This is a genomic window from Blastococcus sp. SYSU DS1021 (assembly GCF_054050995.1).
Map to the genome: position 1 here is coordinate 62,445 of NZ_JBJHAL010000003.1, position 23,846 is coordinate 86,290.

Here is a 23,846-nt window from a genome sequence, read left to right on the forward strand (position 1 = left end):
GCCTCCGTCCAGAGGCTCGCCCCGAGCCGGCGAGGGGTGAGGGGGACGGGGGTCCTTCATTCGTCCTCGGTCCGGTAGCCGAGGTTGGGTGAGAGCCACTTCTCCGCCTCCGCGAGCGTCCAGCCCTTGCGCCGGGCGTAGTCCTCGACCTGATCCCGCCCGACCCGGCCCAGCACGAAGTACTGGGCCTGCGGGTGCGCGAAGTAGAGGCCGCTCACCGCCGCACCCGGCCACATGGCGAGGCTCTCGGTGAGCTCGATACCGGTGGCCGCCTCGACGTCGAGGAGGTCCCAGATCGTCTGCTTCTCGGTGTGCTCGGGGCAGGCCGGGTAGCCCGGGGCCGGCCGGATGCCGCGGTACTTCTCGGCGATGAGGGCCTCGTTGTCCAGCGCCTCGTCGGCGGCGTAGCCCCAGAACTCCCGGCGCACCCGCTCGTGCAGCCGCTCGGCGAACGCCTCGGCCAGCCGGTCGGCCAGCGCCTCCAGCATGATCGCGCTGTAGTCGTCGTTGTCCTTCTTGAACGCCGCCACCCGCTCGGCCGCGCCCAGCCCGGCCGTCACCGCGAACGCACCGACGTAGTCGCGCAGGCCGGTGTCCTTCGGCGCCACGAAGTCCGCCAGTGACTTGCGCGGCGAGCCGTCGCGGCCCTCGGTCTGCTGCCGCAGCTGGTGCAGGGTCGCCCGCACGGCGGTGCGGGACTCGTCGGTGTAGACCTCGATGTCCTCGCCGTCGACACGGTTGGCCGGGAACAGCCCGAGGACGCCGCTGGCCCGCAGCCACTTCTCCGCGACGATCCGGTCCAGCATCTGCTGGGCGTCGTCGTACAGCCGCCGGGCGGCCTCGCCGGTCGCCGGGTTGTGCAGGATGTCGGGGAACCGGCCGCGCATCTCCCAGGCGTTGAAGAACGGCTGCCAGTCGATGTAGCCGCGCAGCTCCTCGAGCGGGTAGTCGTGGAAGTGCCGGACGAACTGGGTGGCCTCCCCGAGGGCGCAGGCCGGGCCCTCGCAGACGTCCTTCGCCTGCTGCAGCAGCATCCGCGGCCGGGGCGGGGCGTAGCCGCTCCAGTCGATCGGCGTCGGGTTCGCGCGTGCCTCGGCGAGCGGGAGCAGGGCGCGGCTGTCCTGGCGGGCGGCGTGCCGCTCCCGGAGCGCCGCGTAGTCGGCGTCGGTCTCGGCCAGCAGCCTCGGGCGCTGCTCGTCGGAGAGCAGGGCGGCGACGACCGGGACCGAGCGCGAGGCGTCCTTCACCCAGATCACCGGGCCGGAGTACCTCTGCGCCACCTTGACGGCGGTGTGCGCCCGCGAGGTGGTCGCGCCGCCGATGAGCAGCGGGATCTCGAACCCCTGGCGCTCCATCTCGGCGGCCAGGTTCACCATCTCGTCCAGCGAGGGGGTGATCAGACCGGAGAGCCCGATGATGTCGGCGCCCTCCTGCTTGGCGGCGTCCAGGATCTTCTGCCCCGGCACCATGACGCCCAGGTCGACCACGTCGTAGTTGTTGCACTGCAGGACGACGCCGACGATGTTCTTGCCGATGTCGTGGACGTCGCCCTTCACGGTGGCCATGACGACCTTGCCGTTGCTGCGCTCGGCGTCGCCGGGCTGCTTCTCCGCCTCGATGAACGGGATGAGGTAGGCGACGGCCTTCTTCATCACCCGGGCGGACTTGACCACCTGCGGCAGGAACATCTTGCCGGCGCCGAACAGGTCGCCGACGACGTTCATGCCGTCCATCAGCGGTCCCTCGATCACCTCGATCGGCCGCCCGCCGCGCTCGGCGATCTCGCGCCGCAGCTCCTCGGTGTCGTCCTCGACGTGTGCGTCGATGCCCTTCACCAGCGCGTGGGTGATCCGCTCCCCCACCGGCAGGGAGCGCCACTCCTCGGTGGCGACCTCGCGCGCCGCGCCGTCCCCGGCGTAGTCGCCGGCGATCTCCAGCAGCCGCTCGGTGGCGTCGGGGCGGCGGTTGAGGACGACGTCCTCGATCCGCTCCCGCAGCTCGACCGGCACCTCGTCGTAGACCTCGAGCGCGCCGGCGTTGACGATGCCCATGTCCATGCCGGCCCGGATGGCGTGGAAGAGGAACACCGCGTGGATGGCCTCGCGGACGCGGTTGTTGCCGCGGAAGGAGAAGGAGACGTTGGAGACCCCGCCGGAGACCAGCGCGCCGGGCAGGTTCTGCTTGATCCAGCGGGTCGCCTCGATGAAGTCGACGCCGTAGTTGGCGTGCTCCTCGATGCCGGTGGCGACGGCGAAGACGTTCGGGTCGAAGATGATGTCCTCGGCCGGGAACCCGACCTGCTCGGTGAGCACCGCGTAGGCCCGCCGGCAGATGTCGATGCGCCGCTGGAGGTCGTCGGCCTGGCCGTCCTCGTCGAACGCCATGACGACGACCGCGGCGCCGTACCGGCGGCAGAGCCGGGCCTCGCGGACGAACTCATCCTCGCCGTTCTTCAGCGAGATGGAGTTGACGATCGCCTTGCCCTGGACGTTCTTCAGGCCCGCCTCGATGACCTCCCACTTCGAGGAGTCGACCATCACCGGGACGCGGCAGATGTCGGGCTCGGCGGCGATGAGCTTGGTGAAGCGGTCCATCGCCTCGACGCCGTCGATCATCCCCTCGTCCATGTTGACGTCGATGACCTGGGCGCCGGCCTCCACCTGCTGGCGGGCGACGGCGAGGGCAGCCGGGTAGTCGCCCGCCTTGATCAGGTTCCGGAAGCGGGCGGAGCCGGTGATGTTGGTGCGCTCGCCGACGTTGACGAAGAGGCTCTCCTCGGTGACGGTCAGCGGCTCCAGGCCGGACAGGCGCAGCGCCGGGGACGTCTGCGCCGGCGTCCGTGGCGGCAGCCCCGCCACGGCGCCGGCGATCGCCGCGATGTGCGCCGGCGTGGTGCCGCAGCAGCCACCCACGAGGTTGACCAGGCCGCTCTCGGCGAACTCCGCGACGATGGCGGCCGTCTCGGCGGGCGACTCGTCGTACTCGCCGAAGGCGTTGGGCAGCCCGGCGTTCGGGTAGCAGGAGACGAAGGTGTCGGCGACCCGCGCCATCTCCGCGATGTAGGGCCGCATCTCCTTGGCGCCGAGGGCGCAGTTCAACCCGATCAGCAGCGGCTGCACGTGCCGCACGGAGTTCCAGAACGCCTCGGTGACCTGCCCGGAGAGCGTCCGTCCGGAGGCGTCGGTGATCGTGCCGGAGATCAGCACCGGCCAGCGCCGGCCGCGCTGCTCGAACAACGTCTCCAGGGCGAAGATGGCCGCCTTGGCGTTCAGCGTGTCGAAGATCGTCTCGATCAGCAGCGCGTCGACGCCGCCGTCCACCAGGCCGTTCGCCTGCTCGAGGTAGGCGGCGACCAGGTCGTCGAAGCCGACGTTGCGGGCGCCGGGATCGTTGACGTCCGGTGAGATCGATGCCGTCCGGCTGGTGGGGCCGATCGCCCCCGCGACGAAGCGCGGCCGGCCGGGCGTCCGCTCGGTCATCGCGTCGGCCTCGCGGCGGGCGAGCCGGGCGGAGGCCACGTTCAGCTCGTAGGCCAGCTCCTGCATGCCGTAGTCGGCCAGCGAGATCGTCGTGGCGTTGAAGGTGTTGGTCTCGACGAGGTCCGCCCCGGCCTCGAGGTACTCGCGGTGGATGCCGGCGATGAGCTCGGGCTGGGTCAGGCTGAGCAGGTCGTTGTTGCCCTGCACGTCGCTGGGCCAGTCGGCGAAACGCTCCCCGCGGTACCCGGCCTCGTCGGGACGGTCCCGCTGGATCGCCGTCCCCATAGCGCCGTCGAGCACCAGGATCCTTTCCTCCAGCAGCGCGCGGAGCCGCGCCGTCGCATCGGGACGGAGGGCGGGTGACTCGGACACGGTGATCCCCAGTGGTTCAAGACTCGATGGGCGTGCGGGCCTCGCGCTCCGTCACCCCGGCGGGCTGGCCCAGGCCTGGGCGTTCCCGATGTCGGCTCCCATCTTCGCACCTGGCACACCGGCGGTGCAGCAGGCGTGGCGGGCTGCCACGCCCGCCCACGAGGGCGTTCGGCGGCCGGACCCCGCGGCGCACGGCCGGGCGGCACGGCCGGAGCGACGTAGGCTCACAGGGGTGATCGATCCTCAGTCCGACGCCGATGACCTGCCGCAGCTCACCGACCCGGTGGTCGTGGTGGCGTTCGAGGGCTGGAACGACGCCGGGGACGCCGCCACGGGGGCCGTCGAGCACCTCGAGCTGATCTGGGACGCGAAGCCGTTGGCCGCCCTCGACCCCGAGGACTACTACGACTTCCAGGTCAACCGGCCCACGGTCTCCCTGATCGACGGGGTGAGCCGGCGCATCGAATGGCCCACCACCCGCATCTCCGTGGCCCGGCCGAAGGGGCTGGACCGCGACGTGGTCCTCATCCGGGGCATCGAGCCGAACATGCGCTGGCGCAGCTTCTGCGAGGAGCTGCTGGAGATCCTCGACGAGCTCGACGCCTCCATCGTGGTCGCGCTCGGCGCGCTGCTGGCCGACACCCCGCACACCCGGCCCACGCCGGTGACCGGGTCGGCCTACGACCAGGAGTCCGCACGGGCCTACGGGCTGGAGACCTCCCGCTACGAGGGCCCGACCGGGATCCTCGGTGTGTTCCAGGACGCCTGCGTGCAGGCCGGGCTGCCGGCGATCAGCTTCTGGGCCGCCGTCCCGCACTACGTGTCGCAGCCGCCGTCGCCCCGCGCCACCGTCGCCCTGCTGCAGCGCGTGGAGGAGGTCCTGGAGATCACGGTGCCGCTCGGGGCCCTGCCGCAGCAGGCCGAGGACTGGGTGAAGACCGTCGACGAGATGGCCAGCGAGGACGCCGAGGTCGTCGAGTACGTGCGCTCGCTGGAGGAGCGGGCCACCGAGGTGGACCTGTCGCAGGCCAACGGCGACCAGATCGCCCGGGAGTTCGAGCGGTACCTGCGCCGCCGGGGTGGGCCCGCCGGCGGGGCCTGAGCGGCCGGCGCCATCGAAGCAGGCCACGGCCGCCTGGGGGCGTGCGCGTCGTCAGTCGCTGCGCAGCAGTGGTCGCATCTGCGCCGAGGCGTCGGCGTCGAACAGCCGGTCGTGCGTGGCGAGGGCGAACCGGTCGGTCATCCCGGAGACGTAGTCGACGACCTGGGTGAGCGGATCGGCCTCGGTGTCGCGGTAACTGGCCGGGATGAGCTCGGGGTGGGCCAGGTGGTGGTCGACGAGCCGGCGGATGACGTCGACCGCCAGGTGCTTCTGCCCGGCGGCGACGTCGGAGGCGTACACGCGGGCGAACATGAAGTCGCGCAGCTCGTGCATCGCCTGCAGCGGCTCCGGGGCCATGACCACGCGCGTGCTGCCCGGCGCCAGCGAGCCCTCGACGACGGCGTCGATCATGGATCCGACCATCTCGCTGCCCGGCTGCCCGAAGACGGCGACGGCGCGCGCGGGCAGGTCGGAGGTCCGGATGACCCCGGCGCGGACGGCGTCCAGCGCGTCGTGGGACAGGTAACCGATCCGGTCGGCGTAGCGCACGCACTCGGCCTCACGGGTGGCCGGCGGCGGGTCGATCTTCCAGCTGTGGGCGCGGATGCCGTCGCGCACCTCCCAGGTGAGGTTGAGGTCCTCCAGCACCTCCACGATGCGCACGCCCTGGGCGGCGTGGTGCCAGCCGCCGTCGACGTAGGGGTCGAAGGCCTCCTCGCCGATGTGCCCGAACGGCGAGTGCCCCACGTCGTGGCCCAGGGCGATCGCCTCGGCCAGCGTCTCGTTGAGCCCGAGCGCCCGGGCCAGCGAGCGCGCCACCTGGGTCACCTGCAACGTGTGCGTCAGCCGGGTGACGAAGTGGTCGCCGTCGGGGTTGAGGAAGACCTGGGTCTTGTGCTTGAGCCGGCGGAACGCCTTCGCGTGCAGGATCCGGTCCCGGTCCCGCTCGAAGGCGGTGCGCAGCGCGTCCTCCGCCTCCGGCCGTGCCCGGCCCCGGCTGGCCACCGCCCGGGTCGCGGCGGGTGCGAGCTGCTCCTCGGCCCGCTCGCGCGCCGCGCGGTCGGTGAGCCGGAACGGACCGTCGAGGACGCCGGCCATCAGAAGTTCTGCAGCTCCACGCCCAGGAGCGCGTCGACGGCGTCGCAGACGACCTGCGGCGCGTGCTCCTCCAGGTCCTCGCCGCCGGCCAGGGTGCGGGCGGCCCAGGCGTCGACCAGGGCGATCGCGCCGGGGCTGTCGAGATCGTCGGACAGTCGCTCGCGCAGCCCGTGCAGCACCGGGCCGGCCGGGGCGCCGGCCTCGCGGCCGACGGCGCTCCGCCAGGTGTCCAGCCGCTCCTGCGCCTCGGCGAGCAGCCGGTCGCTCCACTCCCGGTCGGTGCGGTAGTGCCCGGACAGCAGGGCCAGCCGGATGGCCATCGGGTCCACGCCCTCGCCGCGCAGCTTGGAGACGAAGACCAGGTTCCCCCGGCTCTTGCTCATCTTCTCGCCCTCCAGGCCGATCATCGCGGCGTGCACGTAGGCCCGGGCGAAGGGCTTGGTGGCGGTGAGCGCCTCGGCGTGCACGGCGGAGAACTCGTGGTGCGGGAAGACCAGGTCGCTGCCGCCGCCCTGGACGTCGAACTCCATGCCGATCGTGTCCAACGCGATCGCGGCGCACTCGACGTGCCAGCCCGGCCGGCCGCGGGTGCCCCGCGGACCGGGCCAGGCCGGCTCCTCGGGCCGCTCACCGCGCCAGAGCAGCGGGTCCAGGCGGTTGCGCTTGCCCGCCCGGTCGGGGTCCCCGCCACGCTCGGCGAACAAGGTCAGCATCGTGGCCTCGTCGTAGCCGGACTCCGAGCCGAAGCCCGGGGCCTGCGCGACGTCGTGGTAGATGTCGCCGGTGCCGTCGGCCAGGACGTAGGCCAGCCCGGCGTCGAGCAGCTGCTCGATGTACGCCACGATCCGGGGGATCGACTCGACCGCGCCCACGTAGTCCTCCGGGGGCAGTACACGCAGCGCCGTCATGTCCTCCCGGAACAGTGCCGTCTCGCGCATGGCCAGGACGATCCAGTCCTCGCCGTCGCGCGCGGCACGCTCGAGCAGCGGGTCGTCGACGTCGGTCACGTTCTGCACGTAGTGGACGGCGTGCCCGGCGTCGCGCCACACCCGGTTGACCAGGTCGAAGGCCAGGTAGGTGGCGGCGTGCCCCAGGTGCGTGGCGTCGTACGGGGTGATGCCGCAGACGTACATCCGTGCGGTCCGGTCCGGCGTCGTCGCGACGATCTCACCGCGAGCGGTGTCGTAGACCTTGAGCACGGAGCCCGTGCCGGGCAGGGTCGGCAGCAGGGGGGCGGACCAGGAGAGCACGGTACGAGCCTAGAGCGGGTCTCCGACGGCACCGGCCCCGCAGGTCCGTGCGGGTCATCACGTCGGAGGGGAAGGCGCCGGTGGCGCCCCTCTGCAGGAGGAGGAGCGAATGCAGCTCGACGAGTACCTGCCGGCCCTGCGGCGTGTCGACGCCCGGTTCGCCGACGCCGCCGCGGAGGCAGTCCTCGCCCGCGGGTGGGCGGCTCCGGTCCCCGGGTGCCCCGGGTGGTCGCTGGCCGACCTGGTGTGGCACCTGTCCGAGGTGCAGCACTTCTGGGCGTGGGTGGTGCGCACCCGTGCCCGGGACCTCGCCACCTACGTCGAGCCGACGCGCCGCGCCGACGACGAGCTGCTGGGGTACGTGGCCGCGCAGGGCGCCGAGCTGGAGGCGGCGCTCGCCGGAGCCGACCCGGCCGAGCGGGTGTGGACCTGGGCGCCGCAGAAGGACGTGGCGTTCGTCCTGCGCCGGCAGCTGCAGGAGGCCACCGTGCACACGGTCGACGTCGAGCAGGTGCTTGGCGACGTGCGCCCGATCCCCGCCCCCGTGGGGCTGGACGGCCTGGACGAGTGGCTGCAGCTCATGGTGCCCGCCGCCCTGCCCGACGGGCCGCCGGAGTCCGCGCACCCCGTCGTCCTCCACGCCGTGGACGCCGACGCCGAGCGCACCCTCTTCCCCGGCACGAAGCCCTTCCCGATCGCCGCGCTCACCGGAACCGCCGGCGACCTGCTCCTGGCCGTGTGGCGCCGGGTACCGCTGGAGGTGCTCACCGTCGACGGTGACGGCCTGCAGGCGGCCGCGATGATCGACCTCGTGACGCTGGAGTGAGGCCGGAACCGCAGGGGCAGCGCGCACCTAGGGCCAGGTGACGGCGTACCGCTCGAACTCCTGGCCGGTCTGCACGCCGACGACGCAGAACACCAGGCCGGCCGGATCCAGCATCTGCCAGAAGCCGCCCATGTCGCGGTGCCGGGTGGCGCCCAGGGCCTCCAGCCGGGCGACCTCGGCCGGGATGTCGTCGGTCTCGACGTCGACGTGCCAGCGCGGCGGCGTCCCCTCCCCCGTCCGCTGCACCTCGACGTGCCAGCCGTCGGCGAACGACCCCAGCGAGGCCCACTTCTCGTCGTCGGGGTCGGGCGCGGCGGTGCGCCCCGTGGCGCCGGCCCAGAAGGCGGTGCCGGCCGTGTGGTGCTGCGGCGGCAGGTCCAGCAACAGGATGGACAGACGGCTGCGGTGCGGCATGCGCGGGATCCTGGCCCAGGGCACCGACAGGACGACGGCGCCCCGTGCGACTTCTGCGATGTTGCCCCCTACGGCGCACTGACGGGGGCCAGTGTGCAGATCTCGCCGCTCAGAAGGGCGGCCAGGGCAGGGCGGGCCACTCCCCGCTGGGCTCGGGGTGGCGACCGGTGCGCAGCAGCTCGGCCACCCGCCGCTGCGTGCAGCGCACCTCCGCACGGGTCAGGTGCTCGTGCAACTGCTCCCCGAGGTCGCCGCGCAGCTCGTCGGCGAGGCGCTCGAGCACCGTCAGCGCCTCGACGGTCAACGGCGAGCCGGCCCAGCGCCACAGCAGGGTGCGCAGCTTGGGGTCGACGGAGAAGCAGATGCCGTGGTCCACGCCGTGCACGTGGCCGTCGGGCATCGGGATGATGTGCCCGCCCTTGCGGTCGGCGTTGTTCACGACGGCGTCGAACACGGCCATGCGACGCAGCGCCGGGTCGTCGCGGCGGACGAAGGCGGCCAGGTCGACGTCCTCGTCGCCGTCCACCCACAGCTGCACCATGCCGGGGCCGAACGGGCCCTCGCGGAGCACGGTGGGCGGCACGATCCGCCAGCCGGTCGCCTCGGAGACCAGGTGGGCGGAGATCTCCCGGCCGGCGAGCGTGCCGTCGGGGAAGTCCCACAGGGGCCGCTCCCCCGCGACCGGCTTGTACACGCACTCGGCGGCGAGGTCGCCGGACCGGATGGCGCCGACCAGGGTCACGTTCGACGCATCGAGCATCCGGCCCTCGACGTCGATCACGCCGGTCCGCAGCAGCTGCAGGGCCTCGGCGTCGTCGGCGGGCGGGCGGAGGTCGCTCCCCTCCGCCGGCTGCTCGCTCACCGCGGGCCGCCGCTCAGCGGCGGTAGCCGTTCTGCCGCGGGCACACGTGGCCCACCGGGTCGAGCGGGAGGGAGCACAACGGGCAGGACGGGCGCCCGGCGGCGACGACCCGGCGGGCGCGGGCGATGAAGGCACGAGCGGCCATGGGGGTGATCGTCACCCGCAGCGCATCGGGCCCCTCGTCGCTGTCGGAGAGGATCACGTCCTCCTCGATCGGCTCCTCGCCGGCGGCCACCGCCTCCACGACGACGGCCTCGGCGGTGCCGTCCCAGGCCAGGCCCATCGCGGCGACGCGGAACTCCTCGTCGACCGGCGCGGTGAGCGGCTCCAGGTCGTCGACGTCGGCCTCGGGCGGGATCACCGTGCCGGCCCGGCCGCTGACCTCGTCGAGCAGGTCGTCCATCCGGTCGGCCAGGACCTGCACCTGCGTCTTCTCCAGCGCGACGCTGACGGTACGCCCGGTGTCGTCGGTGGCCTGCAGGTAGAACGTCCTGTCCCCGGGCTGGCCGACCGTTCCCGCGACGAACCGGCTGGGGCGATCGAAGAGATGGAGCTGACGGGGCACGCGCCCAGGTTACGCGGGGGCGCCCGACCCGCCTCCCACCACGGCGTCCGAGGAGGCCTTGCGCCGGCGCCCCTTGCGGGGCGGGGGCATCAGTGCGGAGACGTCGCCGCCGGTGTCGTTGATCCGGGCCACGAACGGCCGGGTGTCGGTGTAGGAGACCACCGAGATCGAGGCAGGGTCGACGACGATCCGCTGGAACTGGTCGAGGTGCAGCCCCAGGGCATCGGCGAGCACGGCCTTGATGACGTCGCCGTGGCTGCAGGCCAGCCAGACCGCGTCCGGGCCCAGCCGTGCGTTCCACTCGCGGACGGCGGCCACCGCCCGGGCCTGGGTCTGGGCCAGGCCCTCCCCCTCCGGGCCCGGGAACACCGCGGCCGAGGGGTGCTGCTGCACGACCTTCCAGAGCGGCTCCTTCACCAGCTCCTTGAGCGGCCGGCCGGTCCAGTCGCCGTAGCGCGCCTCCCCCAGCCGCTCCTCGATCGCCGGCTCCAGGTCGCGCCCGGCGACGACGGCGCCCGCCGTCTGCCGGCACCGTTCCAGGGGGCTGCTGACGACGGCGGCCAGCGGCACCTTCGCCAGTCGCTGCGCCACCGCCTGCGCCTGCGCCTGCCCGGTGTCGTCGAGCTGGACGCCAGGGGTCCAGCCGGCGAGCACCCCTCCGGTGTTCGCGGTGCTCCGGCCGTGCCGCAGGAGGATGACGGTGGTCACCGGGCGAGCGTAGGCGGTGCTCCGTCCCTCCCCCGGTCCGTGGCAGCCGCCGCCGCAGCACGGCGGCGGGGCAGGACCCGCCGGTCGCCGGTGCACATGACGATCCGGCAATGGCTTGACGATCGGGTGACGGCATCCCGAAGCGTGTTCGGGGACGGGGAGCACGGGCAGGGGACGAGAGGACCGGACATCCGAGACCAGGAAGCGAGATCGCGATGATGCGTCTGCTCCTCGCCGGACTGAGCGCCAGCACGCTGCTGGTGACCACCGGCGCTCCGACCACCTCAGCCCCGTCGATCGTCCCGGCCGGGCCCACCCCACCCGGCCCGGTGCAGCCGGCCCACGAGCCGCTGCCCCCGGTGGGGAACCCGGGCACCGAGACCGTGGAGGCCGGGGAGTTCCCGGCCGGCGGCGCCCCGGCCTACCTGACCGACGTCCGCGCCGCCGGGCACGAGGACTTCGACCGGTTCGTCCTCGAGTTCGAGGGCGACGAGGTCCCCAGCTACCGGGTCGGCTACGTCGAGCCGCCGATCACCGAGGACGGCTCCGGCCGGGAGATCGCCGTGGCCGGCTCGGCGTTCCTGGAGGTGCGGGTCAGCCCGGCCAGCGGCGTGGACCTCTCCGGTGACGAGCCCCGGGAGACGTACACCGGGCGCGAGCAGATCACCGCCCCCGGTGGCCGGGTGATCGCCGAGGCGGTCCAGACCGGCGACTTCGAGTCGTTGCTGTCCTGGACGATCGGGCTGGAGGAGCGGGTGCCCTTCGGGGTGACCACCTTCGCCGACCCGGCGCGCCTGGTCGTCGACGTCCTGCACCAGTCCGGCGGGGATGGCGGCTCCGGCAGCCTCGAGCCCGTCGGCCAGGGCGGCACCGCCGACGTCGACGCCGACGCCACCGGATCGCCGGTCACGCTGACCGACGTCCGGCTGGGCGCCCACGACGGCTTCGACCGGATCGTCTTCGAGCTCGCCGGTGACGGCGAGGCCGGGTACCAGATCGGCTACACCGAGGACCCGCGCGGCGCCGGCTCGGGCCACCCGCTGGAGGTGCCCGGCGACGCCACCCTGGGGATCACCCTGTCCAACCTGCTGTACCCGGGCGACGCGCCCGAGGGCGTCACGCCCTGGGAGGGCGAGGAGCGGCTGGAGATCGCCGGGACGAGCACGCTGGAGGCCCTGGTCGCCGACACCCTGTTCGAGGGCCGCTACTCCTTCTACGCGGGGCTCGACCAGCGCCGGCCGTTCGCGGTCGCCCGGCTGGCCGACCCGCAGCGGATCGTCGTCGACGTCCTCGACCGGCAGCCCGACGGCGTCGTGCTGGGCGAGCGCTGCACCAGCCCGGCCGGCTTCGCGGTCGACCACCCGTCGGACTGGTCGGTGAACGCCGGTGAGACCGTGCCGGCCTGCAGCCGGTTCTCCCCGCAGGACTTCGACGTGCCCGATGCCACCGACGTGCGCGTGGCCGCGATCGCCTTCTCCATCGAGCCGGTGGCCTTCGACCGGGTCACCCAGGAGCAGCCCGGGGAGCAGGCCCGCCGTGAGCTGACCGTGGACGGCCGGGACGCCGTGCGGATCGAGCGCACCGCCACCGGCGAGGGGCTCTGGCCCGAGGGCACGCCGTCGACCCGGTACGCCGTCGCCCTCGAGGAGGGTGAGCACGGACCGCGCACGCTGGTCGCGGACACCGTCGGCCTGCCGAAGTTCGAGTACGAGCGCAACGTCGAGGTGCTCGACGCGATGATCGGGACGCTGGACCTCGACGCCGGCACGGAGGGCTGAGCCACACGTCTCCCGTGGCGACCCGGAGCTCCATCTGCTCCGGGTCGCCGCTGTCCCCCTCCCGAGCGTGTCCGCGGGCGGCGGGGCTCAGCGTGGGATGGGCGTGGGGGTGACGTCGACGGGGGTGGTGGGGTCCAGGACCCCGGCGAACACCAGGCCCAGGATGAGCAGGCCCAGCAGGATGCGGTAGACGACGAAGGGCACGTAGCTGCCCCGGTCCAGGTAGCGCAGCAGCCAGGCGATGACGACCAGACCCACGACGAACGCCAGGACGGTGGCGAGGATGGTCGGGCCCCAGGCGATCGGCGGGCCCGCGACGTCCCCGCTGAGCACCTCGTAGACCTGGAAGAACCCGGCGCCCAGCACCGCCGGCACGGCCAGCAGGAACGAGTACCGGGCCGCGGCCGACCGGGTGTACCCGAGGAAGAGCCCGGCGGTGATCGTGCCGCCGGAGCGGGAGACCCCCGGGATCAGCGCCATCGCCTGCGCGAAGCCGAACGCGATGCCGTGGCCGACCGTCAGCCGGTCGAGCTCACGCCGCTTGGCCCCCACGCGATCGGCCCAGAACAGCACCAGCGAGAACAGGATCAGGGCGGTCGCCGTGATGCGCAGGTCGCGGAACGTCGTCTCGATCGAGTCCTGGAACAGCAGGCCCAGGACGACGATCGGCAGGGTGCCGACGATGATCAGCCAGCCCATGCGGGCGTCGGGGTCGCCCTTCCGCCGCCCACCGAGCGAGGCGACCCAGGCGGTGATGATCCGCCAGATGTCGTGCCGGAAGTAGAGCAGCACCGCGGCCTCGGTGCCGATCTGGGTGATCGCGGTGAAGGCCGCGCCGGGGTCCTGCCACCCGAAGGCCTCCCCCACGACCCGCAGGTGGGCGCTCGAGGAGATGGGGAGGAACTCGGTGAGCCCCTGCACCAGGCCGAGGACGACGGCTTCGAGCCAGCCCATATCAGCGCCCCCCGAGGGGACGGCTGGCGGCCGGACGGAGAGCGGATCGTTCGGGCACGACCGCTGACCTTAGGTGGCGGCCGGTCCGGCCCCGGCACGCCGCCCCGCAGCGGCCGGTGCTCCCGGGTGCGCGCCGGGTGACGGCGGTAGGTTGGCCGGTCGTGGAGCAACGGGCGTTGGGGCGCAGCGGTCTGATCGTGTCCCGGCTCGCGCTGGGCACGATGACCTGGGGCGGCGACACCGACGAGGACGAGGCCGCCATGCAGCTGACGGCCTTCGTCGACGCCGGTGGCACGCTGGTCGACACGGCCGACGTCTACTGCGACGGCGAGAGCGAGCGCACCCTCGGCCACCTGCTGGCCGACGTCGTCCCCCGTTCGCAGGTGCTCGTCGCCACCAAGGCCGTCGGGCGCACAGGACCCGGTCCCATGGGCCGGGGCGCCTCCCGGGGGCACCTCATCTCGGCGCTGGACGCGTCGCTGGAGCGGCTGGGCCTGGACTACGTCGACCTCTGGCAGCTGCACGCCTGGGACGAGACGACGCCGCTGGAGGAGACGCTGGCCGCCTGCGACCTCGCCGTCTCCTCGGGGCGCGCGCGCTACGTCGGGGTGAGCAACTTCACGGGCTGGCAGACCGCCCAGGCCGCGACCTGGCAGAAGGCGTGGCCGGGGCGCACGCCGCTGGTGAGCACCCAGGTCGAGTACTCGCTGCTGCAGCGCGGCGTGGAGCGGGAGGTCGTGCCGGCCGCCGAGGCGCTGGGGCTCGGCGTGCTCGCCTGGTCGCCGCTCGGCCGTGGGCTGCTGACCGGCAAGTACCGGCACAGCACGCCGTCGGAGAGCCGCGGGGCGTCGGCGCAGTGGCAGGGCTTCATCGACAACCTCCGCTCGGCTGCGGCCGACCGCATCGTCGAGGCGGTGATCACCGCGGCCCAGGGCCTGGGCACCACCCCGCTGGCGGTGGCGCTGGCCTGGGTGCGGGACCGGCCCGGCGTCGTCGCCCCGGTGGTCGGCGCGCGCACCGCCCAGCAGCTGCAGGCGTCCCTGGACTCCGACGGCGTGCGGCTGCCCGCCGCGATCCGCACCGCGCTGGAGGACGTCTCCGCCCCGCACTTCAGCTATCCCGATCGCCGGTCCGACCGGTGAGCGCCGACCCCACGACCCCCGGCCCGGACCTGGTCTTCGCCGCCTTCTGCGCGGCCGGGCTGTGGCCGGGGCTCGGCAAGCGCGCGGCGGCGGAGCTGCCGGCCGCCGGCATCACCACCCCGGACGACGTCACCGCCGACCGGCTGCTGAAGCTTCCGCGGGTGGGCCGGCAGCGCGCCGAGCGGCTGTTCTCCAGCTTCCTCGCCGCCGCCCCCACCTACGAGGTGGTCGAGCTGCTCGTGGGCGCCGGGCTGCCGGCCAAGCTGGCCGCCGGGGTGGCCGACGCGCTGGGCCAGGACGCCGCCCGCCGGCTGCGGGACGACCCGTGGGCCCTGCTGGGGCTCTCCGGCGTGACGCTGACCGACGCCGACCGGCTCGCGATCGCCGTGCTCAAGGGCGCCGACCGGCAGGACTCCCGGCGCGGCCGCGCCATCGTGGGGCTCACCCTGCGGACGGCGACCCGCGACGGGCACACCGTGCTGCCGGTGGACCTGGTCGTGGCCGCGCTGCAGGCCGAGGGCATCGCCGACCCGGCGGCCGCGATCGTCGCGGCCGTCGACTCCGGCGACGTGCTCGACCACGAGCCGCCCGAGCCGGAGCCCGACGAGGACGTCGACGAGCTCCCCGAACCCGATCCCGCGCTGCGGATGCTGTCGCTGGCCCGGTACGGCATGGCCGAGGAGGCGGTGGCCGAGAACGTGGCCCGGCTCGCCGCCGCCGCCGAGCGGATCGCCGACCCGGCCTCGGTGCGCTCGGTGGCCAAGGGGCTGGACGAGGCGCAGAAGCAGGCGGTGGCCCAGGTGCTCTCGGCCGGGGTCAGCCTGCTCACGGGCGGCCCGGGCACCGGGAAGAGCCGCACGGTGGCCGCGGTCGTGCAGCTGCTGCGCACCAAGGGCACCGACGTCGCGCTCGCGGCACCCACCGGCCGGGCGGCCAAGCGGCTGGAGGAGCTCACCGACCACCCCGCGGTCACGGTGCACCGGTTGCTCGGGGCACAGGGCGCCTCGGGTGGCTTCTCCCGCAACGAGGAGTGGCCGCTGGACGCCGACGTCGTGGTGGTCGACGAGGCCTCGATGCTCGACGTCGAGCTGACCGCCGCACTCCTGGAGGCCTGCCCCGACGGCACCCACCTGCTGCTGGTCGGCGACCCGGCGCAGCTGCCCTCGATCGGCCCCGGACACGTGCTGGGCGACCTGATCGATTCCGGCGTCGTCCCGGTGACCGAGCTGACCACCCTCTACCGGCAGGCCGAGGGCGGAGCGATCGCGCGGCTGGCGTCGGCCGTGCGGGAGGGGCAGCTGCCGCCGGTCGACTCCCCCGACCGCGAGGTCGTCGTCGTGCCGGCCACCGGCAGCGGCGAGGCCGCTCGCCGCGTGGTCCAGCTGGTCACCGACTCGATCCCGCGTGCTCTGGGCATCGACCCCGGCGGGGTGCAGGTCGTCACCCCGGTGCACCGCGGGCCGGCCGGGACCATCGAGCTGAACAAGGCGCTCAAGGCGCAGCTGAACCCCGGTGACGGCACGGTGTTCGGCTTCGACGTCGGCGACCGCGTGGTGGCCACCGCCAACCACCTGGACCTGGAGCCCACCGGCTTCGCCAACGGCGAGGTCGGCGTCGTCACCGGGACCGGGGACGGGTCGCTGACCGTGGACTTCAGCTCCGGCCCGGTCGCCGTCACCGGCAATGCGCTGCCCGATCTGCGGCACGGCTGGGCGATCACCGTGCACCGCGCGCAGGGGTCGGAGTGGCCCGGCGTCGTCGTGGTGCTCCCGCCCGAGGCCGGCGGGATGCTCTCCCGTCCGCTGGTCTACACCGCGCTGACCCGCGCGCAGAAGCACCTGTCGATCGTGCACGCCAGCGGGGCCGCCCTCGCCCGGGCGGTCCGTGACGTCGACGTGCGCCCGCGGCGCACCCGGCTGGCCGGGCTGCTGCGCGAGATCGCCGGCTGAACGCCGTCAGCCGCGGCAGTCCCGTGCCGCCCGGGCCGCGCAGAGCAGCTGGCCGACGGCGGCGCCGAGCTGGCCGGCGCAGGTGAGCGGGCGTGGGAACGGCACCCGCACGTCGGTGTGGCCCAGCGGCTGCTCCACGCGCAGCCGGAACCCGAAGCGGTCCAGGGCGAGCGGGCGGACGACGCCGGCCGGGCCCACCACGTCGGCCGGGACGCGGCCGGCCAGGAGCGCGAGGACGTCGGCGTGCGCGCCGGCGAGGTGGCGCAGGTGGTCGGCCTCGACGGCGGCCAGCGGGTCGGGGCGGGCCACCGCGAACTCCTGCGGGCTGACCTCGACGCCGTCGCCGCCCTCCCCCAGGACCACCTCGGCGAGGTCGAGGCGCAGCAGCCGCGCGGACCGGCCGACGTCGAGCAGGACCTCGGTGGGCCGGGTCTCGGCGAAGGCGAGGACGGCGGCCCGCTCGTCCTCGGCCCGCACCGGCGTCGCCCAGCCGGAGAGCCACAGCTGCGCTCGGATCGGCCGGCGCAGCGGCACCGGTGCGTGGTCGCTGACCATCAGCAGGGCCGAGAGGTCCTGGTCGGGCGCGCGGTGGACGGCGTCGGCGATGTCCCCGTCGGCGGGGACGACCAGCAGCACCTGCCCGGCGCTGGTGACGGAGTGGGCAAGCAGCCGGCCGCCCTCGACACCGGGCGCGCAGACGGTCGCGGCGGACCGCGTGGCGACGGTGCGGGCGCGCTCGGCCGGCGCGGGCCGGAGCCCGTCGGCCTCCGGACGGCGCTCGGGCGCGGGGTGGGTCGGGCTGCTCGGCATGGCCCCTCCTCGGTCAGTTAGGGCAGCCTAACCAAAGAAGTCGTCCGGCGAAAAGGGGCGCCCCCGCACGCGACCGGCGTGGAGATCACCTCCCGGACGCGGCCGTCCGTCGGTGGCTCCGCCGCCCCGGCCCGCCGATCCGGACGACGAGCAGCCCGAGGGCGACGACGAGCAGCACCCAGGGAGTGGTGGAGGTGCCGGCGCTGGACGCCAGGAGCAGCAGGAGGGCGCCGAACGCCGCGCCGAGCAGCGCTCCGCGGAGCAGGCGGACGGCGACCGGACGCCTCGTGGGCGCCATGCCCCGCGCCACGGACGGAGAGACCCCGGCAGCGTGGGCCCAGCGCTCGGTGGCCTCCCGCACCGCGGCGTCACGCACCGACCGTCGATCCCCGTCCGTCGCCACAGCCCGCACCTCCCGGTCCACGCCCCACCGTGCCGGACCGGCAGGGTCGGGGCAGCTCGGGTGCAGGTCGTTCACCCACCCGGCGGAACGACGCGGGGCCCGGCGGATGCACCGCCGGGCCCCGCGCCCGTCGCTCCGGGGAGCGAGCCGCGTCAGCTCTTCAGGGTCTCCGCGACGTCCGGGTTCGCCTCGAGCCACGCCTCGACGCCCTCGGCGTACTGGCCCTCGCCGTACTCGTTGACGACGGTGTTCTCCAGCGAGGCGTACTGCTCGTCGCTCAGCTGCAGCTCACCCATGAGCTCGGCGACCTCGGCGCAGTCGCTGCTGAAGCCCTCGCGGCCGAGCAGGTGCAGGGCCTCGGGGTCACCCAGGGCACCCTCCGGGTCGGCGAGGTCCTTGAGCGGGAACTCGTTGTAGGCCCAGAACGGGTGCCACAGCGTGACGACGATGTCCTCCTCGGCGTCGACGGCCGACTGGAGCTCGGCCAGCATCGCCGTGGTGGAGGACTCGACGAGCTGGTAGGAGTCGTCGAGGCCGTAGGTCGGCATCACGCTGTCCTTGGTGGTGCGGGTCAGACCGGCACCGGGCTCGATCCCGACGATGCGGCCGCCGAACATGTCGGCGTTGCCGGCCAGGTCGGCGATCGAGTCGATGTCGACGTACTCCGGCACGGCCAGGGTGAGGACGGCGCCCTCGTACCAGGCCCCGAGGTCCTCGATCTGGTCGCCGTACTCGTCCATGTAGTCGGCGTGGGTGACCTCCGACCAGGCCGAGGGGTAGACGTCGACGTCCCCGCCGGCCAGACCGGAGTACAGCACCCCGGCCTCCGAGATCTCCTCGAACTCGACCTCGAGGCCGCGGTCCTCGAGGACGTTCTGCCAGAGGTAGGCGGTGCTCAGCCCGTCGGTCCAGGACGGGATGAACCCGAGGGTGACCGAGTCGCAGCTCTCGCTCCCGCTGCCGTTGCCGGCAGCGGTGGTGTCCTCCGTGCCCTCGTCCCCACCACAGGCGGTGGCGCTCAGGGCGACGGCTGCCAGTCCGGCGGCGAGCCGGGTTGCATGCTTGCGCACAGGTAGTGCTCCTTCCGGTGTTGCTACCGATCCACGAAGGTCGCGGATCGTCGTCCGCTGGTCCTGACCGGCCCGTCCGGGCCGTCTCATCAGGACCGCGGGGACGCTGTGGCCAGCTCCTCGGTGGGCTGGCCGGGGGCCGGGACGGTGCCGCTGCCGACGCTCGTCGACGCGCTCGGCCCTCTCCGGCGGCGGAGGGTGCGGCGCACGCGGCCGAAGGGGGACGCCGTGTCCGACCTGCCGAAGGCGGCGGTGAGCCGGTCCAGGTAGATGGCCAGGATGACCACGGCGAGACCGGCCTCGAAACCCAGCCCCACGTCCAGGCGGGAGATGCTGGTGACCACGATCTGGCCCAGGCCGCCGGCACCGATGAGCCCGGCGATCACGGCCATCGACAGGCCCAGCATGATCACCTGGTTGACGCCGGCCATGATCGTCGGCCGGGCCAGGGGCAGCTGGATGCCGCGCAGGATCTGCCCCGGCGAGCTGCCGAACGCGTAGCCGGCCTCGACGGTCTCCGCATCGACCTGGCGGATGCCGAGCTCGGTGAGCCGCACGCCGGGGGGCATGGCGAACACCATGGTGGTGATGACGCCGGGGACCACCCCGATGCTGAAGAAGATGACCGCCGGGACGAGGTAGACGAAGGCGGGCATCGTCTGCATGAAGTCCAGCACCGGCCGGACGACCGAGCTGATGCGGTCGCTCTTCGCCGCCGCGATGCCGGTCGGTATCGCGATCACCAGAGCGACGACGGTGGCGAACAGCAGCAGGGACAGCGTCTCCATCGCCGCCTCCCAGAGCTCCAGGCTCTGGATGAGGAGCAGGCCGACCAGGGAACCGATCCCGAAGGCGATCGACCGTGCCGCCAGGCCGAGCAGCGCCAGCAGCACCGCGAAGAGCAACGGCGGCGGGAAGAGGAGCACCTCGGTGATCCCGTCGACGGCGGTCTCGATGCCCGTGCTCACGGCGTCGAAGACCGGGTCGAAGTTCTCCTTGAGCCAGTCGAAGCCGGTGTCGATCCAGTCGCCGAGCGGCACGCGCGGGAGCGCGCTCTCCTCGGCCGCGGTGATAAGGGGGGTCTCAGGCACGGGGCGCCTCCACGGTCTGCGGGTCGTCGTCGGCCGGGGTCGGGGGGTGCGCGCCGTCGGTGCTGACGCCGCCGAGCGCGGCGAGCACGTCGCCGCGGGTGACGACCCCGAGCGCCTCCCCGGCCTCGTCGGCGACCAGCAGCGGCGCCTCCGACAGCGCGGACGGCTCGAGGAGGTCGGCCAGCGGGGTGTCCGGCGCGACGGTGACGGCGGTGGCGACCGGCCGCCCGTCGGCCCCCTCCACCGGCGCGCTCATCACGTCGCCGGCGGTGAAGACGCGGGACCGGTCGACGTCGGCGAGGAACCGCTCCAGGTACTCGTCACCCGGGTCGGCGAGGATCGCCTCCGGCGTGTCGAGCCGGACGATGCGGCCGTCGCGCATGACGGCCACCCGGTCGCCGAGCCGCATGGCCTCGTTGAGGTCGTGGGTGATGAAGACGATCGTCTTGCCCAGCCGCGACTGCAGGTCCATCAGTTGGTCCTGCATCTCCCGCCGGATGAGCGGGTCCAGCGCGCTGAACGCCTCGTCCATGAGCAGGATGTCGGTCCCGGCGGCCAGCGCCCGGGCCAGGCCGACCCGCTGCTGCATCCCGCCCGAGAGCTCGTCCGGGCGGTGGTCGGCCCACGCCTGCAGCCCCACCATCTCCAGCGCCTCGCGGGCGGCCGCCTGCCGTTCCCGGCGGTCGACCCCTCGCACCTCGAGCGCGTAGGCGGTGTTCTCGAGCACGCTCCGGTGCGGCAGCAGGGCGAAGTGCTGGAACACCATGCTGATCCGTTGCTGCCGCACGGCGCGCAGCCCCTTGGGGTCGAGCGCCGCGACGTCCTCGTCGCCGACGTAGACGTGCCCCGCGGTCGGCCGCACCAGGCCGTTGAGCATCCGGATGAGGGTGGACTTCCCCGACCCGGACAGACCCATGACCACGAAGATCTCGCCCTGCTCCACCTCGAACGAGGCGTCGATGACCGCGGCCGTGGCACCCGATGCCTGCACCTCGGCGGCCGAGGCGCCGGCTCGCAACCGGTCGACGACGTCCTCCGGTCGTCGACCGAAGACCTTGTAGAGGCCTTCCACTCTCAGGACTGGCACGTGCTACCTCCGGTGATCGTCGTGCGGATCCCGGGCGGGCACCGGCGCAGGAGGTCTGCTGGTCGTCCGTTGCCAAGGTCGCGACCGCTCACCGGCGCAGGTCGCCAGCGGGGTCAGGACTCGTGCGAGCGCTCTGGCGCACCGCCCGGAGGAGTGCCTTCGCGTCGCACGACGCGGCTGGGACAGGCCCGTGGGCACTCCTCGATCCGTCTCCGTCGCCGATGACCTAACAGGGCTCAGGAAACGAAAAGGTCACGGACAAGGCCCGACGGAAGCTTTGTCACGCAACCGTCATGTCCCGCGACCCGGTTGAGTGGTTTCCTGTGCCGTTGCCCACACGACACCGCCCGGCCGCCCTCCGGGAGGGCGGCCGGGCGGTGCGAGCCGATCACTGCACGGGGGTCACTCCCCCGGTTCGTCGTCCTCGATCGGGACGACGGTCTCCTGCTCGAGGACGTCGGCGTCGTTCGCCTCGCGGTACCCGATGGGCTCCCGGGGGCCGCCGGCTTCGCCGGGGCGGGCAGCCAGCTGCTGCTCCAGCGCATCGGCTTCGGGCACGTCGCCGGTGGGCGACGTCGCCTCCCCCGCGCGCGACGGAGCGGGCGGGTCGAGGAGCGCCTCCTGCTCCGCGCGGTCGGCGTCGGGCACGTCGCTCGAGAAAGCGGGCTCGGTCACGTCGTCCTCCCTGACAAGCGGATGCGGTCCTCCTCCATCGTGCCGTCCGACCGGCGAACCGGCAGGACGGGGCGGTGTGAGGGAGGCGACCAACACGTGCCCTCCGGGCGAACGGCAGGCACAATCGGGCCGATGGAGAGCGCCGGGGACTACGAGTTCGCGCCGCTGCGGATCCCGCCGGGCACCTCCCGGTCCGCAGCGGCCACGATGCTCAGCCTGCAGTCCGACGTCGGCGGGTGGGAGCTGGCCCGCCTCCAGCTGCACGCGGACGGCACCCGCAAGGTCATCCTGCGCCGCCGGGCGCGGCTGTCCTACCTGCCCAAGCCGGTCATCTAGCGCCAGTGCGCCGGGCGGCGCACCGCCGCCGGGATCCGCGTGGCCGCATCGCCCCGGGCCGCCGAGACCTGCGGCTGGGTGAGGAACAGGCACCGGCCGAGGTTCGCACCCCGGACGTCGGCGGCGCGCAGATCAGCACCGAGCAGGTCCGCCGTCCCCAGGTCGGCGCCGCGGAGGTCGGCGCCGATCAGGTAGGCGCCGCGCAGGCTCGCGCCGCGCAGATCGGTGCCCCTCAGGTCGCGGCCCACCAGGTCGGCGCCCCGGCGGTCCCGCGCCCGCGTCCCCGCACGCACCAGCTCGCTGACCCTGCCCAGCAGCTCCCCCACCGGTCCGCGCTGCGCGCCGACGTCGAGCGCGGTCAGCTGCTCCGGGGTGCCGCCGGTGAGCCGCTCGATCCGGTCGCGCACCGCGTGGAGCTCCGCGCGCAGCGGCGCGGCCGCGGGCAGGGAGACCGCCTCGGTGAGGTGCCAGAGCATCTCGTGCAGCTGGCGCATCACGGGCAGGACGGCGAACTGGGCACGGGCCAGCTCCGGCGTCTCCCGCCAGGTGCGGCCGCCGAACGTCGCCTGGGTGATGTGCTGGCCGGCGCCGAAGCAGTCGAACACCGTGCAGCCGGGGAAGCCCCGGTCGCGCAGCGTGGCGTGGACGCCGCAGCGGAAGTCCTCGCCCAGGTGCCGGCAGGGGGTGCCGGCCGGTTTGTCGATCGCGAAATCGGCCGAGGCGGCGAACTCGGGTGCGACGCAGCACAGGCCGGCGCACCGGGAGCAGTCCGCCCGCAGGTGGACCCGGTCGTCGACGACGGGCAGCGGGCGGGACGGCATGGCGGGGACCAGGCTAGGCGCCGATCCCCGCCCGGCCGTATCAGGGCACCAGCACGACCTTGCCGACGGTGCTGCGGTCGGCCAGCTTGGCCAGCGCCTGCGGCGCCTGGTCCAGCGGCAGGGACTCCCCCACGAGCGGGTCGACGGCGCCGGACTCGATGAGCTTCACGAGCTCGTCGTGCACCTTGCCGATGAGCGAGGGCTCCATCTTCCGGTACAGCCCCCAGTGCAGGCCCACGACGCTGTAGTTCTTGACCAGCAGGTGGTTGGCCGGCGCCTCGGGGATGCGGCCGCTGGTGAAGCCGACGACGACGATCCGGCCCTCGAAGGCGATGCACTTGCGGGACTTGTCGAAGACGTCGCCGCCGACCGGGTCGTAGACGATGTCGGCACCGTGCCCGCCGGTGACCTCCTTGACGATCGGGACGAAGTCCTCGGTCGTGTAGTCGATGACGTGGTCGGCCCCGAGCTCGCGGCAGATCCCGGTCTTCCGTGCGCCGCCGGCCGTCGCGACGACCTTCGCCCCGGCGGCCTTGCCGATCTGGATGGCCGCGGTCCCCACACCTCCGGCGCCGGCGTGCACCAGCAACCAGTCACCGGCCTTGATGCCGGCTCGGCGGTGCAGGCCCACGTACCCGGTCTGGTAGGTGAGATACAGCGATGCGGCCTTCTCGTCGGTCATCGAGTCGGGCACGGCCCAGGCGTTGTTCGCGTCCATCAGCGCGTACTCGGCGAAGGCGCCGGGGCCGCCGGACGGCGAGCCGATGACCCGCTGGCCGGTCTCGACGATCTCGCCGCACAGCTCGACGCCCGGGGTGTAGGGCAGCGGCGGCTTCTCCTGGTACATGCCCATGGCCATCAGGACGTCGGGGAAGTTCAAGGCCGCCGCCCGCACCTTGACCAGCACCTGGCCCTCGGCCGGTGTGGGCTGGTCGACGTCGTCGAGGCTCATGACCTTCGAGGGATCACCGAGTTCGTGTACCCGCCATGCACGCATGGGCCCGACCTTGCCAGACCACCGGTGACCGCCGTCACGTGCCCCCTCCCCTCCGGC

Annotated in this window: 22 protein-coding genes; 6 read left to right on the forward strand and 16 right to left on the reverse strand. The window is 73.7% G+C overall.

Annotated features, from left to right (window positions below):
• Window positions 1–56 precede the first annotated feature (56 nt).
• Complete coding sequence (gene metH / locus ACI8AP_RS03150; protein ID WP_456587875.1) at window positions 57–3,851, reverse strand: methionine synthase; 3,795 nt, start codon at window positions 3,849–3,851, stop codon at window positions 57–59.
• A gap of 232 nt (window positions 3,852–4,083) precedes the next feature.
• Here metH and ACI8AP_RS03155 point away from each other — a divergent pair, with 232 nt between their 5' ends.
• Window positions 4,084–4,953, forward strand: a complete 870-nt coding sequence (locus tag ACI8AP_RS03155) for a PAC2 family protein (protein ID WP_456587876.1) — start codon at window positions 4,084–4,086, stop codon at window positions 4,951–4,953.
• A gap of 51 nt (window positions 4,954–5,004) precedes the next feature.
• Here ACI8AP_RS03155 and ACI8AP_RS03160 read toward each other — a convergent pair whose 3' ends face one another.
• Together ACI8AP_RS03160 and mshC are read right to left on the reverse strand one after the other, a co-directional pair.
• Window positions 5,005–6,051: an HD domain-containing protein gene (locus ACI8AP_RS03160; protein WP_456587877.1), complete on the reverse strand. Its 1,047-nt coding sequence runs from the start codon at window positions 6,049–6,051 to the stop codon at window positions 5,005–5,007.
• The gene (gene mshC / locus ACI8AP_RS03165; RefSeq protein ID WP_456587878.1) at window positions 6,051–7,301 is read right to left on the reverse strand and encodes a cysteine--1-D-myo-inosityl 2-amino-2-deoxy-alpha-D-glucopyranoside ligase; all 1,251 of its coding nucleotides are present in this window, start codon (window positions 7,299–7,301) and stop codon (window positions 6,051–6,053) included. Before mshC ends, ACI8AP_RS03160 begins: the two co-directional genes overlap by 1 nt.
• A 109-nt stretch (window positions 7,302–7,410) precedes the next feature.
• Here mshC and ACI8AP_RS03170 point away from each other — a divergent pair, with 109 nt between their 5' ends.
• Window positions 7,411–8,127, forward strand: a complete 717-nt coding sequence (locus tag ACI8AP_RS03170) for a maleylpyruvate isomerase family mycothiol-dependent enzyme (RefSeq protein WP_456587879.1) — start codon at window positions 7,411–7,413, stop codon at window positions 8,125–8,127.
• Between the two features lie 27 nt (window positions 8,128–8,154).
• On the opposite strand, the gene ACI8AP_RS03175 is transcribed toward ACI8AP_RS03170, so the two are convergent.
• The 4 genes from ACI8AP_RS03175 to ACI8AP_RS03190 form a co-directional block, all read right to left on the reverse strand.
• On the reverse strand, window positions 8,155–8,541 hold the full coding sequence (locus ACI8AP_RS03175; RefSeq protein WP_456587880.1) for a VOC family protein: 387 nt from the start codon (window positions 8,539–8,541) through the stop codon (window positions 8,155–8,157).
• Between the two features lie 109 nt (window positions 8,542–8,650).
• On the reverse strand, window positions 8,651–9,403 hold the full coding sequence (locus ACI8AP_RS03180; protein WP_456587881.1) for an SCO1664 family protein: 753 nt from the start codon (window positions 9,401–9,403) through the stop codon (window positions 8,651–8,653).
• A gap of 13 nt (window positions 9,404–9,416) precedes the next feature.
• The gene (locus tag ACI8AP_RS03185; RefSeq protein WP_456587882.1) at window positions 9,417–9,968 is read right to left on the reverse strand and encodes a DUF3090 family protein; all 552 of its coding nucleotides are present in this window, start codon (window positions 9,966–9,968) and stop codon (window positions 9,417–9,419) included.
• 9 nt (window positions 9,969–9,977) lie between these two features.
• Window positions 9,978–10,676 (reverse strand): histidine phosphatase family protein, encoded by a 699-nt coding sequence (locus tag ACI8AP_RS03190; protein ID WP_456587883.1) that lies wholly within the window; start codon window positions 10,674–10,676, stop codon window positions 9,978–9,980.
• A 215-nt stretch (window positions 10,677–10,891) separates the two neighbouring features.
• On the opposite strand from ACI8AP_RS03190, the gene ACI8AP_RS03195 reads away from it, so the two are divergent.
• On the forward strand, window positions 10,892–12,454 hold the full coding sequence (locus ACI8AP_RS03195; RefSeq protein WP_456587884.1) for an AMIN-like domain-containing (lipo)protein: 1,563 nt from the start codon (window positions 10,892–10,894) through the stop codon (window positions 12,452–12,454).
• A gap of 87 nt (window positions 12,455–12,541) precedes the next feature.
• Here ACI8AP_RS03195 and ACI8AP_RS03200 read toward each other — a convergent pair whose 3' ends face one another.
• Entirely contained in the window at window positions 12,542–13,408 is an 867-nt protein-coding gene (locus ACI8AP_RS03200) for an undecaprenyl-diphosphate phosphatase (protein ID WP_456587885.1), read from the reverse strand.
• A 161-nt stretch (window positions 13,409–13,569) separates the two neighbouring features.
• On the opposite strand from ACI8AP_RS03200, the gene ACI8AP_RS03205 reads away from it, so the two are divergent.
• The gene (locus ACI8AP_RS03205; RefSeq protein WP_456587886.1) at window positions 13,570–14,550 is read left to right on the forward strand and encodes an aldo/keto reductase; all 981 of its coding nucleotides are present in this window, start codon (window positions 13,570–13,572) and stop codon (window positions 14,548–14,550) included.
• Window positions 14,547–16,499, forward strand: coding sequence for an AAA family ATPase (locus ACI8AP_RS03210; RefSeq protein ID WP_456587887.1), 1,953 nt, complete (start codon window positions 14,547–14,549; stop codon window positions 16,497–16,499). Before ACI8AP_RS03205 ends, ACI8AP_RS03210 begins: the two co-directional genes overlap by 4 nt.
• A 6-nt stretch (window positions 16,500–16,505) precedes the next feature.
• On the opposite strand, the gene ACI8AP_RS03215 is transcribed toward ACI8AP_RS03210, so the two are convergent.
• The 6 genes from ACI8AP_RS03215 to ACI8AP_RS03240 form a co-directional block, all read right to left on the reverse strand.
• On the reverse strand, window positions 16,506–17,309 hold the full coding sequence (locus tag ACI8AP_RS03215; protein ID WP_456587888.1) for a DUF2470 domain-containing protein: 804 nt from the start codon (window positions 17,307–17,309) through the stop codon (window positions 16,506–16,508).
• An 85-nt stretch (window positions 17,310–17,394) separates the two neighbouring features.
• Window positions 17,395–17,685: a hypothetical protein gene (locus ACI8AP_RS03220; RefSeq protein ID WP_456587889.1), complete on the reverse strand. Its 291-nt coding sequence runs from the start codon at window positions 17,683–17,685 to the stop codon at window positions 17,395–17,397.
• A 179-nt stretch (window positions 17,686–17,864) separates the two neighbouring features.
• Window positions 17,865–18,782, reverse strand: coding sequence for a glycine betaine ABC transporter substrate-binding protein (locus tag ACI8AP_RS03225; protein WP_456587890.1), 918 nt, complete (start codon window positions 18,780–18,782; stop codon window positions 17,865–17,867).
• An 89-nt stretch (window positions 18,783–18,871) separates the two neighbouring features.
• Entirely contained in the window at window positions 18,872–19,873 is a 1,002-nt protein-coding gene (locus ACI8AP_RS03230) for an ABC transporter permease (RefSeq protein ID WP_456587891.1), read from the reverse strand.
• Entirely contained in the window at window positions 19,866–20,960 is a 1,095-nt protein-coding gene (locus ACI8AP_RS03235) for a quaternary amine ABC transporter ATP-binding protein (RefSeq protein ID WP_456587892.1), read from the reverse strand. Before ACI8AP_RS03235 ends, ACI8AP_RS03230 begins: the two co-directional genes overlap by 8 nt.
• A 402-nt stretch (window positions 20,961–21,362) precedes the next feature.
• Window positions 21,363–21,635, reverse strand: a complete 273-nt coding sequence (locus tag ACI8AP_RS03240; protein WP_456587893.1) for a hypothetical protein — start codon at window positions 21,633–21,635, stop codon at window positions 21,363–21,365.
• A 132-nt stretch (window positions 21,636–21,767) separates the two neighbouring features.
• Here ACI8AP_RS03240 and ACI8AP_RS03245 point away from each other — a divergent pair, with 132 nt between their 5' ends.
• A complete protein-coding gene (locus ACI8AP_RS03245) occupies window positions 21,768–21,971 on the forward strand; it encodes a DUF5703 family protein (RefSeq protein ID WP_456587894.1) in 204 nt (67 codons plus the stop codon).
• On the opposite strand, the gene ACI8AP_RS03250 is transcribed toward ACI8AP_RS03245, so the two are convergent.
• The gene (locus tag ACI8AP_RS03250; RefSeq protein ID WP_456587895.1) at window positions 21,968–22,792 is read right to left on the reverse strand and encodes a pentapeptide repeat-containing protein; all 825 of its coding nucleotides are present in this window, start codon (window positions 22,790–22,792) and stop codon (window positions 21,968–21,970) included. The two genes, ACI8AP_RS03245 and ACI8AP_RS03250, sit on opposite strands and share 4 nt — an antisense overlap.
• A 40-nt stretch (window positions 22,793–22,832) precedes the next feature.
• Window positions 22,833–23,789 carry an NADPH:quinone oxidoreductase family protein gene (locus ACI8AP_RS03255; protein ID WP_456587896.1) on the reverse strand — a complete coding sequence of 319 codons (957 nt, stop codon included), beginning with the start codon at window positions 23,787–23,789 and terminating at the stop codon, window positions 22,833–22,835.
• Window positions 23,790–23,846 lie beyond the last annotated feature (57 nt).